The sequence below is a fragment of the Cellulomonas sp. P1_G12_2 genome (genome assembly GCF_056405535.1).
On record NZ_JBFUBX010000012.1, the window covers coordinates 15,110 to 27,734 of the forward strand.

9 protein-coding genes are annotated in these 12,625 nt (G+C 71.9%); 6 read left to right on the forward strand and 3 right to left on the reverse strand.

All coding sequences use genetic code 11. The features are described 5' to 3' along the window. Nucleotides 1-373: 373 nt before the first annotated feature. Both AC1DXT_RS20605 and rfbB read right to left on the reverse strand, forming a co-directional pair. Nucleotides 374-1,615, reverse strand: a complete 1,242-nt coding sequence (locus AC1DXT_RS20605; protein WP_477063140.1) for an LCP family protein — start codon at nt 1,613-1,615, stop codon at nt 374-376. 96 nt (nt 1,616-1,711) lie between these two features. After that, entirely contained in the window at nt 1,712-2,707 is a 996-nt protein-coding gene (gene rfbB, locus AC1DXT_RS20610) for a dTDP-glucose 4,6-dehydratase (protein WP_477063141.1), read from the reverse strand. Nucleotides 2,708-3,003: 296 nt separating this feature from the next. Here rfbB and AC1DXT_RS20615 point away from each other — a divergent pair, with 296 nt between their 5' ends. The 6 genes from AC1DXT_RS20615 to AC1DXT_RS20640 are packed head-to-tail and all read left to right on the forward strand — an operon-like array spanning nt 3,004 to nt 10,076. Then, nucleotides 3,004-3,795 (forward strand): ABC transporter permease, encoded by a 792-nt coding sequence (locus tag AC1DXT_RS20615; protein ID WP_477063142.1) that lies wholly within the window; start codon nt 3,004-3,006, stop codon nt 3,793-3,795. Beyond that, nucleotides 3,792-5,060, forward strand: coding sequence for an ABC transporter ATP-binding protein (locus tag AC1DXT_RS20620; protein WP_477063143.1), 1,269 nt, complete (start codon nt 3,792-3,794; stop codon nt 5,058-5,060). Before AC1DXT_RS20615 ends, AC1DXT_RS20620 begins: the two co-directional genes overlap by 4 nt. Further along, nucleotides 5,057-5,242 carry a hypothetical protein gene (locus AC1DXT_RS20625; RefSeq protein WP_477063144.1) on the forward strand — a complete coding sequence of 62 codons (186 nt, stop codon included), beginning with the start codon at nt 5,057-5,059 and terminating at the stop codon, nt 5,240-5,242. The genes AC1DXT_RS20620 and AC1DXT_RS20625 overlap by 4 nt, the downstream gene beginning before the upstream one ends. Nucleotides 5,243-5,267: 25 nt before the next feature. Then, nucleotides 5,268-6,071 (forward strand): rhamnan synthesis F family protein, encoded by an 804-nt coding sequence (locus tag AC1DXT_RS20630; protein WP_477063145.1) that lies wholly within the window; start codon nt 5,268-5,270, stop codon nt 6,069-6,071. Nucleotides 6,072-6,117: 46 nt separating this feature from the next. Continuing rightward, nucleotides 6,118-8,151 carry a glycoside hydrolase family 99-like domain-containing protein gene (locus AC1DXT_RS20635; RefSeq protein WP_477063146.1) on the forward strand — a complete coding sequence of 678 codons (2,034 nt, stop codon included), beginning with the start codon at nt 6,118-6,120 and terminating at the stop codon, nt 8,149-8,151. A gap of 44 nt (nt 8,152-8,195) precedes the next feature. Next, on the forward strand, nt 8,196-10,076 hold the full coding sequence (locus tag AC1DXT_RS20640) for a class I SAM-dependent methyltransferase (RefSeq protein ID WP_477063147.1): 1,881 nt from the start codon (nt 8,196-8,198) through the stop codon (nt 10,074-10,076). A gap of 43 nt (nt 10,077-10,119) precedes the next feature. Here AC1DXT_RS20640 and AC1DXT_RS20645 read toward each other — a convergent pair whose 3' ends face one another. Further along, complete coding sequence (locus AC1DXT_RS20645; protein WP_477063148.1) at nt 10,120-12,531, reverse strand: DUF1906 domain-containing protein; 2,412 nt, start codon at nt 12,529-12,531, stop codon at nt 10,120-10,122. Nucleotides 12,532-12,625: the final 94 nt, after the last annotated feature.

Consider the following 12,625-nt stretch of genomic DNA (forward strand, 5'->3'; position numbering starts at 1 on the left):
ACGTCGATCGCGACGACGGCGCGGGCGCCGGCGGCGGGACCGCCGAGCCGGTCGGTCTGGTGGCACGTCCGGGGACCTCGACGGGCCCCGCGGTGCGCGTCGGCCGCGCGGACTGCGCGGCGGGAGTGATCGTGGGGGGTCGGCCCGAGGGTGCGGTCCGGTCAGGCTGGGGCGTCGCCGGGGTCGACGCCGGGGCCGGGCGACGGGCGTCGGGACGCGGCGTGCGCGGGGGCGTGCGTGCGGGCGTGCTCGGTCGCGACGGCCGGCCGACGACGATCGGCTCGGCGTCGGTCGGGCGGACCGGACGCGCAGACGATCCGGGGGCGAAGCTCGGTGGTGGGGTGCGCGACGTCCGCTCGTCGGAAGCCATGCCTCAGCAGACGTCTGTCGTGTCGTCGGCGCTGAACGCCTCTTCGCCGGCCTTCTTGGTCTCCACCGGGGCCGGCGTGACGGGCGTCGCGGGGTCGGTCGTCGCGCCCGGGGCCGTCGTCGCGCCCGGGGCCGTCGTCGCGGTGGCCGTGGGCGCCTCGCCGAGCGCAGGGAGGTCGCTCGCGAGGTTCCCCCACACCTCGTCGGCGGCAGAGGTCCACTCGACGCGGTTGGGGTCCGACTTCGCAGCAGCGAACGGGATCGTCATGAACGTGATGTTGCCAGTGTTGATGTTCCGGAGGTTGTAGGCGAGGCCGGTCATGTTGCTGATCGACATCCCGTTGTCGGTCGTCAGCGACCCCGTGGCGGCGCTCAGGAACGAGATCAGCTTCTGCGGGTTGGTCAGCACGTCGCGGGAGAGCACCTCGCGCACCATCGCCGCGATGAGCTTCTGCTGGTTGCCGATGCGGTTGGTGTCTGAGCCGTTGCCGATGCCCTCACCCTTGCGCGCCCGGGCGTAGGCGAGCGCGGTCGGACCGTCGAGCGTCTGGAAGCCCGCCTTCAGGGAGAGCCCCGCCAGCTTCGACGTCATGTCGTTCGGGATGCACATGGGCACGCCGCCGATGGAGGTGACCATGTCCTGGAAGCCGGCGAAGTCGACGACGACGAAGTGGTCGATCGCGACGCCGGTGTTCAGCTGCACCGTGTTGATCGTGCACGCGGCCGCCGACGTCAGGTCCCCGCCGTTGTCCCAGCCGGTCGCGAAGGCGGAGTTGAACATGCCGTGCGTGGCTCGCGTGGTCTTGCCGTTCGTCATGGTGCACGACGGGATGTCGACCAGGGAGTCGCGCGGGATGGAGACCAGCTCGACCCGCGACCGGTCGGCCGAGATGTGCAGCACCATCGCGGTGTCCGAGCGCATGCCCTCGGCCTCGCCGCCGATCGTGGCGTTCACCCCGTCGCGCTGGTCGGAGCCGAGGATCAGGATGTTCACCGCCTGACCCGCGTTGGGGTCGTCAGGGTCCGGCTCCGTGCTCGGCTCGGGCATCGGGTTCACCAGCGCCGAGACGTCGACCCTGTCCAGGTTGCCGTTGAGCTTGGCGGCGACCGCTGCGACACCGCTGGCGCCGAACACGACGACGGCTGCCACCCCGAGCGCGATCGCCCGGATCACGCCGTGGGCGCGCAGGGTGCGGGCGTGCCGGGCGGCACGAGGGCGTGGGACGGCAGCGTGGCGGGAGGTCACCCGACGATCGTAGGAGGCCGTGCCGGTCGTCCGGCGGAGCGTGGGCAGGGGCGTCGTGGAGGATCTGTGCAGATCAGCGGCGTGCCCCCGCCGACGTCAGCGCCCCAGCTGCGCGTACTTGGCCTCGGTCGCGTCCTTCTGCGGCCGCCACCACGCCTCGTTGGCCTGGTACCAGGCGACCGTCGCCTCCAGGCCTGCCCGGAAGTTGGCGTACCGCGGTGCCCAGCCGAGCTCCTCGCGCAGCTTGGTGGAGTCGATCGCGTAGCGCAGGTCGTGGCCGGGCCGGTCGCTGACGAGGTCGTACGCGTCGGCCGACTGCCCCATGATCTCGAGGATGTCCTCGACGACGGTCTTGTTGTTCTCCTCGCCGTCGGCACCGATCAGGTACGTCTCGCCCAGGCGACCGCGCTCGATGATCGCCCAGACCGCGCTGTTGTGGTCCTCGACGTGGATCCAGTCGCGCACGTTCTCGCCCGAGCCGTAGAGCTTGGGACGCACCCCGTCGATCACGTTGGTGATCTGCCGCGGGATGAACTTCTCCACGTGCTGGTACGGACCGTAGTTGTTCGAGCAGTTGGAGATGGTCGCGCGGACGCCGAAGCTGCGGGACCACGCCCGCACCAGCAGGTCGGACGACGCCTTCGTCGACGAGTACGGGCTGGACGGGTTGTACGGGGTCTCCGGCGTGAACTTCGCCGGGTCGTCCAGCTCGAGGTCGCCGTAGACCTCGTCGGTCGAGATGTGGTGGAAGCGCACGTCGTGCCGACGGACCGCCTCGAGCAGCTGGTACGTGCCGATGATGTTGGTGCGCAGGAACGGCCACGGGTCGTGCAGCGAGTTGTCGTTGTGCGACTCCGCGGCGAAGTGCACCACCAGGTCGACGTCCTTGACCAGGGAGTCGACGATGTCGGGGTCCGCGATGTCGCCCTTGGCGAAGACGACCTTGCCGTCGACCGGGTCCAGGCTCCGCTCGTCGCCCGCGTAGGTCAGTGCGTCGAGCACCGTGACCTGGACGTCGGGACGCTCGCGGACGGTCTGGTGGACGAAGTTGGAGCCGATGAAGCCGGCTCCGCCGGTGACGAGCAGGTGCACGGGGGGACCCTTCGGAGGCGCTGAGGACGGGGCCTACTCTAGCCGGGGAGGGTCCGGCGCGGACGTCGTCACAGCGCCCGAGGTCGGAGCCGCGGCCGCACGCTGATAATCTCGTTGGTCGATCCACCGACGTGACGAGCACCAGGTCCCTGACGGTCCGTGGCCCACCGTGTGGGCCCACCAGGACGCTCGACGCGTCCCCGACGCTGGAGGCACGACACATCGACAAGCCCGGAGCGCCCGTCCTGGCGCCGCTCGAGACGGTTGCCGTCCGAGAGGTGCGTCACACGCCGCCGATGTGGCGACAGTGGAACCTCATCTGGAACTTCGCGCAGCGCGACCTGAAGTCCAAGTTCAAGGGCTCCGCGCTCGGCTGGGCGTGGTCCCTCGTGGTTCCGCTCGCCACGCTCGGCATCTACACCGTGGTCTTCTCGGTGGTCTTCCGGTCGACGCCTCCGGACTTCGGCAACGGCAAGGGCGGCATCTTCGTCATCTGGTTGTGGGCGGGACTCACGACGTGGACGTTCTTCGCCTCGAGCGTCAACGGCGGGATCAGCGGGCTGCTCGGCACGGGAGCCCTGCTCAAGAAGATCTACTTCCCGGCGTACGCGCCGGTGATGGGGTCGACCGTCGCCATGGGCGTGCAGAGCCTCATCGAGCTGGGCATCTACCTCACCGTCCTGGCCGTCCTCGGCAACATCGGGGTGTCCTGGTTGCTCATCCCGGTGTGGGCGGTGCTGCTGTGCGTGTTCGTCACGTCGCTGGCCACGGCGTTCGCGGTGCTCAACGTGTACGTGCGGGACCTGGCGCACCTCGTCGCCGTCGGGCTGCAGCTCATGTTCTACGCGACGCCGATCATCTACCCGATCGCGATCGTGCCGGAGACCCTGCGTGGCATCCCGCTGCGGGCGATCGTGGAGTGGAGTCCCGTGTCGCTGTTCGTCGAGACCCTGCGCGCGCTCACCTACGGGCTCACCTCCCCGCCTCCCAGCGTCTGGCTCGCCCTGCTCGGCTGGACGGCCGCAGCGCTCGCCTTCGGAGTCGTCGTGCACAGGCGACGCGGCGGCGACCTCGGGGAGGAGCTGTGAGCGCGGAGGAGAAGGCCCCCTCGGCCGCACCGGCCATCCGGGTCGAGCGGCTGTCGAAGCAGTTCAAGCTGCACACGGAGCGGCGCAACTCCATCAAGGAGCGCGTCGTGCGCGGCCGCTCGAAGTCCGACGGACTTTTCCGGGCCCTCGACGACGTCTCGTTCGACGTGCCGCGCGGGACGACGTTCGGGCTCATCGGGCACAACGGCTCGGGCAAGTCGACCCTGCTGAAGATCCTCGCGGGCGTCTACCGGCCGACGAGCGGCGGGGTGCTCGTCGACGGTCGGGTATCGGCCCTGCTCGAGCTGGGCGCCGGGTTCCACGGTGAGCTGACCGGGCGGGAGAACATCTTCCTCAACGGCTCGATCCTGGGCCTGTCGCGCAAGCAGATCGCGGGCGCGATGGACGAGATCATCGAGTTCTCGGGTCTCGGGGACTTCATCGACTCGCCGGTGAAGATCTACTCGTCGGGCATGTACGTGCGGTTGGGCTTCGCCATCGCCGTGACGCTGGAGCCCGAGATCCTCATCGTCGACGAGATCATCGCCGTCGGCGACGAGGAGTTCCAGCGCAAGTGCTTCGACCACCTGTTCCGGCTGCGCAACCAGGGCACGACGATCGTCCTGGTCACGCACTCGATGGGGCTGGCCGCGGAGCTGTGCGACTCGGCGGTGTGGCTCGACCACGGCGTCGTGCGCGCGCTCGGACCCGCACCCGAGGTCATCGACCAGTACCTGACCGAGGTCAACCAGGCCGAGGCACGCGCCGGCGACCACGCCGACGAGCCCGTCACCGGCCTGGCCACCTCGCGCACCGGGTCGGGCGAGGTCCGGATCACCGGCGTCGACCTGCTGGGCACGGACGGCGAGGTGCTCCCGATCGTCGTCACCGGGGAGCCGCTGACCGTGCGGGTGCACTTCACCGCCACCGCCCCGGTGCCGGCCGCCACGTTCTCGCTCGGCTTCGTGCACGAGATCGGCATCGCCATCGCGGGCACGAACACGCGGATCCACGGCGACCCGATCCGCCTCGAGCCCGGGGTCGGGTACCTCGACTACATCTTCGACTCGCTTCCCCTGCTCGCCGCCAACTGGCGCATCTCGACGGCGGTGCGCAGCCACGGTCACACCTACGACCACCTCGACAAGGCGTTCGAGCTGACGATCCGCGCCGGGTCGGAGAACGAGGGTGGCGCGGTGCGCCTCGAGGGGCGGTGGGGCGAGCTGGTCGTCGATCCGACGCAGACCCCGGCGGTGGTCGTGTGAGTGCGCCGAGCGACGTCCCGGCTCAGCCGGACGCACGGGTGGCCGAGCTCGAGACGCAGGTCGTCGCCCTGCGCAGCCAGCGGGACGCGGCCTGGGCACAGATCGAGGCGATGAGGCACAGCGCCTCGTGGCGGCTGACCTGGCCGCTGCGCCGCGTGTCCCGACGCGTCCGGGTCCGCTGACGTGATCGGTGCACGACACCCCCGCGTGGTCGATCTCGCGGCGGGTGCCACCCTGGTCGAGCACGCCGGTCGCGCACCGGGCGGCACCGACAGGGCTGCCGTCATGGCGCACCACTCGTCACGCCCCGAGGTCACCCGCTCCGTGCGAACCTTCGTCGGTGAGCTCGTCGACGCCGGCTACCGGGTGGTCGTGGTCTCCAGCTCGACGTTCACCGAGCCGCTCCGGTGGGGCGACGCCGACCTCACCGACGTGACGGTGCTGCGCAAGCCCAACGTCGGCTACGACTTCGGCTCGTGGGCGATCGGGCTGCACCGGTTCCCGGAGATCGCCTCGTGCACGGACGTGGTCCTGACCAACGACAGCCTCGCCGGCCCGTTCGCGACGATCGCCCCGCTGCTGGACCAGCTGCACGCCTCGCCCGCGGACGTCTGGGGCCTCACCGAGACGCTCCAGTTCACGCGTCACGCGCAGAGCTTCTTCCTGGGTTTCCGGCGGTCGGTGCTGCGCGAGCCCGCGCTCCAGCACTTCTGGGCCGACGTCCGGCACTACGACGACAAGCAGCTCGTGATCCATCGCAACGAGCTCGGGCTGGCCCGGCTGCTGCAGGCGGAGGGGTACACGGTCGACGCCGCCTACCCCGCGCCCACCGTGGTCGACCCCGCCGACAACCCGACCATCGCGGGGTGGCGCACGCTGCTCGACCGCGGCTGGCCGTTCGTCAAGCGAGAGATCCTCCGCGCACCGCACCTCGCGCCCGACGGGGACTCCATCCCCGCGGAGCTGCGGGCGCGGTACGGGGTGGACGTCGCGGACTGGATCGACGCGTGAACCGGCGGCAGGGGCCGCACTCGAAGTCGCAGGAGGGCACCGGAGCATGAGACGCATCACCAGGGCAGGGGTCGTGGGCCGCATCAAGCGCCTCCGCGTCTCCGTCGGCTCGCGCATCGCGGGCACGCGCCCCCGCCGACCGGACACCGGATCCCGGACCAGCCTGGACTCCTGGCTGCGCCGGACGCGCGGCCGCCGCACCGGTGCGTTCCCCGACGCGTGGCGCGTCCACCCTGCCCTGCCGTTCGCGGAGCCGTCGCGGATCGCCGTGCTGATGCACGTGCACTACCCGGACCTGGTCCCCGAGCTGCTCGCGCAGCTGGCGCACGTCCCCGTGCCCGTCGACCTGCTGGTGACCAACTCCTCGGGGACCCCGCTCCACGTGGACGTGTCCGCGCTGCCGCAGGTCGTGCACGTCGCGGTGCTCGACGCCCCGAACCACGGCCGCGACATCCTGCCGATGATCGGCGTGATCAACGCCGGCCTCCTGGACCCGTACGACCTGGTCCTCAAGGTGCACACGAAGCGCAGCACGTGGCGCGCCGAGCACGCCGAGCTGGGCGGCGACGGAGCCCAGTGGAAGGACGCCTTCCTCGACGCGCTGCTGGCGAGCGAGGACAACGTGCGCGCGATCCTGGGCGCGTTCGCCGAGGACCCGTCGCTCGGGGTCGTCACCGCCGACGGCAGCGTGCTCGGGCCGGAGTTCTGGGGCGGCGACGAGCAGGCGGCGCGCGAGCTGCTCGAGCGGCTGGGGATCGGGCTGGATCCCGAGGCGCTGCGGTTCCCGGCGGGCTCCATGTACTGGGTCCGCGGCATCGTGCTGCAGGGCATGCGGTCGCTCGCCCTGTCCACCGAGGACTTCGAGCCGGAGGCGGGCCAGGTCGACGGCACGACCGCGCACGCCATCGAGCGCCTCGTCGGCATCCTGGCGCAGGAGGCGGGGCTGCGGGTCGAGGAGCATCACTCCGTCGCGGGTGACCCGGCGGCCGCCGATCGCTGGGCCGCCGGGGCTGAGCCGCCCCGCAGGGTGCGCGTGGTGCCGTTCTACCTGCCGCAGTTCCACCCGACCCCCGAGAACGACCGGTGGTGGGGTGCGGGCTTCACGGAGTGGCAGAACGTGACCGCAGCGCACCCGGTGTACCCGGGCCACGAGCAGCCGCTGCTGCCCGCCGACCTCGGCTTCTACGACCTGCGGCTGGACGCGATCCGGCAGGAGCAGCAGAACCTGGCGACGGCGCACGGCGTCGAGGGCTTCATGTACTACTACTACTGGTTCGCGGGGCAGCGGCTGCTCTCGATGCCGGTCGAGTCCCTCGCCGCGGGCACCACCCCGAAGACGTTCTGCCTCATGTGGGCGAACGAGAACTGGACGCGTCGTTGGGACGGCCGGTCGTCGGACATGCTCATCGGCCAGGACTACGACAAGGTGCCGGCGACGGAGTTCATCGAGGACGTGATGGAGTTCCTCAAGGACCCCCGCTACCTCAAGGTCGACGGCAAGCCGGTGGTCTCGGTGTACCGCATCTCCCAGATCCCCGACTATCCGTCCGTGCTGGCCCACTGGCGCACCCGTGCGCGCGAGGAGGGGGTCGGTGAGCTGCTGCTGATCAACGTCGACGTCGCGCGGGAGTTCGACGGGCTCGACCGGGCCGCGGCGACCGCCGGGCTGGACGGCACGCACCAGTTCCCCCCGCACAACGCGCACTGGGACTGGGTCGACTACGCCGACCTGGGGGCCGACGCCGAGTTCCGCGGGAACCTGCTGAGCTACGGCAGCATGGTGGACGAGGCCGAGAAGCGGCTCGGCACGCTCGACGACGCGGTGTTCCCCGCGGTGATGGTCAACTTCGACAACACCGCGCGCCGGCAGTGGGGCGCCGACATCTGGCACGGCTCCAACCCGTACACGTTCCGCCGGTGGCTCGCCGCCACCGCGGCCGCCGTGCAGAGCCGTGACCCCGAGCACCGCCTGGTGTTCGTCAACGCCTGGAACGAGTGGGCGGAGGGCGCTGTGCTGGAGCCCACAACCCGCCACGGGCACGGGTATCTTTGCGCCGTGCGCGACGTCGTGCAGGGGTGACGACGCGGTTGACCCCTGACGACCGGACCGAGAGCGAGTTCCCCGTGCCTGATCCCGTCCCCACCACACCCTTGCGCGCCCTGCCGCACTCCGTCGTCGACGGGGTGCGGGTGGTGCGGGAGACCGGCGCCGCCTGGCTGGACGGCTCCGAGGGCGTCCTCTACGAGCGGATGACCAGCGGTCTCCCGCTCGACTCGCTGAGCGACGAGCTGTTCGCGACGGCCACCAACTGGCCCGAGCAGTACCACCTGTCGCCGTCGCGGGCCAACGTGATCCGTGCGCTCGACCTGCCGCCCGAGGCGGCCGTGCTCGAGATCGGGTGCGGCTGCGGCGCGATCACGCGCTACCTGGGCGAGGCGTGCGCGACCGTGGACGCGCTCGAGCCCACGTTCGCCCGGGCACGTGTCGCCGCCGCGCGCACGGCGGAGCTGCCCGGTGTCACCGTCATCAATGCCGAGGTCGACGACCTGCCGCAGGAGCCCGCATACGACCTGGTGGTCGTCGTCGGGGTGCTGGAGTACGTCGGCAACGGGGGAGCCGACGAGGCGCCGTACGTCGAGTTCCTGGAGCGCCTGCGGGCCACCCTTCGACCCGGTGGTCGCCTCGTGCTCGCGATCGAGAACGAGCTGGGCGTGAAGTACCTCGCCGGCGCGCCGGAGGACCACTCGAACGAGGTCTTCCACTCCGTGCAGGGCTACGTCCACGACGGTCCCGCGCGGACCTTCAGCCGGCGCCGGCTGGTCCAGCTCATGACCGCGGCGGGGTACACGGGCACGCGCGTGCTCGGTGCCTTCCCGGACTACAAGCTGACGCGCATCGTGCTCGACGACTCGCTGCTGGAGCACGCCCCCGGCCTCGCGGTGAACGCGCCGCACTTCCCGAGCCCGGACTGGGTGACGCCGCGTCCGGTGCTGCTCGACGAGGGCAGCCTGTGGCAGGAGCTGGTCACCGCCGGCGTCGGTGGCGACTTCTCCAACTCGTTCCTGGTCGTGGCCGGCACCGACGGGCCTGAGGCGCCGGCGCTGTGGGCGGACGACCAGCTGGCGCGGTACTTCTCGATGCGTCGCCGGCGCCCCTTCCAGGTGGCCAAGACTGTCACCCGCGCCGCCGACGAGGTGACGATCACGAGCCGTCGGCTCGGGTCCGGGACCGCGGGCGCCGTGACCGTCCTGCCGTACGGCGAGCGCTGGGAGGAGGGTGAGTCGCTGGTCGACCGGATCGTCCGGGAGCCCGCGACCCTGGACGCCGAGGTCGCCGTCTGGGCGGACCTGTTCCGCGGCCGGGCCGCAGCCAGCGCGGAGGGCACGCCGTTCGACGTGCTGCCGCACAACATCCACTACGTCGACGGCCAGGCGCGGATCATCGACGACGAGTGGCGCTCGACCAGCCTCACCGCTCGCGAGGCCACCGTGCGCGGCGGCCTGCTGCTGGCGCGCGACCTGCTCGACGAGGCCCCGCTGGACGTGTGGGGCGAGTCGAGCGCCACCGCGCTCGTGCAGCGGATCGCCGCCGCCGCCGGCGAGGTCCTCACCGAGGAGGATGTCGAGAGCGCGATCCGCACCGAGGCGGAGCTGCAGGCGACGATCGGGGGTGCCGCCGAGGGGACGCCGCACCACGCCCGGATCCGCCGCGCCGTCGAGGCCGAGCTGCGGCGCAACCTCGACGAGCCGACGTACGGGGTCGCACCCGCGCCACTGTGGCGGGCCGAGTCCGACGCGCTCAAGGAAGCGGTGTCGACGCGCGACCTGCTGTTCGCGACCGGGGACCAGCTCGGCGACGCGCGTGCCGAGGCCGAGCGTCTGCAGGCCGAGCTGGCACAGGCGCGCGCCGAGGTCGCGGAGCTCAACGACCATCCCGCACGGCTGCTGGTGCGGCGCACCAAGCTGCGCGTCCGCGGCTGGCTGCCGGGCCGCCGGCGCAGCTGACGCCCTCCCGTCCACCCGCGCTCGGCGCGGGTGGACGGGAGCATCAGACCCGGACGGTCCGGCAGCCGAGCGTCGCGCTCGCTCCTGCGCCGGTGTTCACGGCGTAGATGCACACCGAGTGCAGCCCGGGCGAGGCGGCCAGCTGGAGCGTGAACCCGTGGTTGGGGCCCGCGCTGGGGAACGCCGCGCCGATGTCCCCGCGCGTCGCGTTGGCCCAGCCCATCGCGTAGCTGGAGCCGTCGACGAACATCTGCACGATGATCGGCGACGCCGTGTCGGGGTCGATCGCCCAGCCGCTGCCCGTGATGACCCCGCCGGCCGCGGAGACCGCGTCGAGCTGGCCGAACGGGTTGCTCGACGGCACGTCCACGGCGAAGCACCCCAGGGAGCTGGTGCTCCCCGCACCGGTGTTCACCGCGAACACGCAGGCGGTGTGCCGGCCGGCAGACGCCGGCAGGGTGAGCGTGTAGCCGTGGTTGGGGCCTGCCGCGGGGAACGCCGCCCCGACGTCGCCGCGCTCCTGGTTGGCCCAGGCCATGACGCTCGTCCCGTCCTCCAGGTACATCTGCACGATGATCGGCGACGCCGTGTCGGGATCGATCGTCCAGCCGCGCGCGATGACGGTGCCCGGGGTGCCGCTGACGGCGTCGACCCGGCCGAACGGGTTGCTGGTCGGGACGTCGACAGCCCGGCAGCCCAGGCCCCTGCTCGTGCCCGGCCCGGTGTTCACCGCGATGACGCAGACGGTGTGCCTGCCGGGCGTGGTGGTACCGGTGACCTGGTAGCCGTGGTTGGGGCCCGCCGCCGGGAACGCCTCACCGACGTCCGGCCGCGACCCGCCCGCCCAGGCCATGGAGACGGGGGAGCCGTCGACGTACAGCTGCACGAGGATCGGTGACGCCGTGTCCGGGTCGATCGCCCACCCGGAGGCGGTCACGCTGCTCGGCGCGGTCCTGGTGCCCTCGAACTGACCGACGGGCGAGCCCTGGTTCGGGTCGGTGTCGAGCAGGTTGTTGTCGATGTTGATCGTGACGCCGCCGAACGTCTCGTTGTGCCCGCCGTTGTACTGGTGGATGCGGCTGTACGGCGCCCACTGGTTGTCGGCGACCCACGCGGTGTGCCCGTAGATGGAGCCGGTCCCGTTCCACCGCGCGATCCAGATCTTGTCCGGCGCCACGAAGCCGGGCTGCGCGGCGCCGATCGCCAGGTCGGCGATACCGGTGGCCGCGCTGCTGTACACGCCCGAGCTGTAGCCGCCGGCGCGCAGGGTCTGCGTCCACGAGGACAGGTACGCGCGGACCGAGCCGCTGCACTCCGTCCCCCGCGTGTAGCTCTCCATGTCGTAGTAGATGTCGGAGCCGCCACCGAGCCCGAGGGCCTGGGCGCGCGCGATCGCGTCGAGCGCGGACTGCCGACCCTGGTCCCACTCGAGCCCGGGGGTGATCTTGTTGGTGTAGGTCGAGCACGGCGCCTGGAGCCCGACGTAGATGGGCTGGGCCTTCCAGCCCATCGAGGCCACGCTGCGCAGCCAGCTCGCCGTCAGGTTCGGCTGCTGGCAGCCGCGGGACACGCCGCCGATGTAGACCCCGATCGAGCGGTACGGCGAGGCGTTCCAGGCCTGCATCGAGGACAGCGCGGGTGCGGTGCACGCGTCGAAGCCGTTGCCGTGGTGCCACGTGAACGACCGGTCCAGGGGCGTGGTGGCGAGTGCGGCGACGGTGCCCGCAGCCGCCACGCGTGACGTGGCATCGGTCGAGGCGGCACCGGTGGTCTGCAGGCCGGCGAGCGCGGTCGAGAGCACCGAGGCGTCACCGGCGACGAACGTGCCGGTCAGGAGGACGTCGGTGCCGCTGACGACTCCGGTGACCTCGCCCGCGAGGCGCTGCGCGGCGGTCGGCCCGAACCCGAGGCCGGGCGTGAGCGTCACGGTCCCGAAGGGCAGCTCCGCCGGTGCGGTCTGGAGCTGGAGGGTCGACGTGCGGTCCACGATGCGCGACGGGCACGTGGGGGTGGGCCCCTGGCTCCCGAGGTAGACGGCGTGCACGTCGAGCCGGAGGCAGGCGGACGGGTCGGCGTCGAGGTCGATCACGGCCCAGCCGGCGGGCACCGGCACGGTCACGCCGTGGTAGCTCGCCGTCGACCCGGCGTTCGGCGTCGCCGTGGGGGTCGTGGCCGGCGACGTCGCCGGTGCGGCCGACGGCGCGGGCGCGGCGGCCTCGCTGGTGGGGGCCTGCACCGGCGCGCTGGACTCCGTCGGGCTCGGCGCGGAGGTCGTCGCCGGCGCGGCCGTCGGACCGTCAGCCGCGCCGTCGGGCTCGACGCCGGGGGACGCCGACGCCGACGCGGACGGGGTAGGGGCGGGCGTGGGCTCCGCTGCCTGTGCGGGTGCGACCTGCAGGGAGAGGAGGACCGCCAGTCCGACGATGGCGGCGGTCCGTCCCGTATTCGTATGCATCGTCCTGATCCCCTCGTGGTCCGTCCGGCACCGAGAGCCTAGAGGTCTGGCGGCACGCCGTCCCGCACTCTCGTCGGCGAGGTCAGCGCGGGTT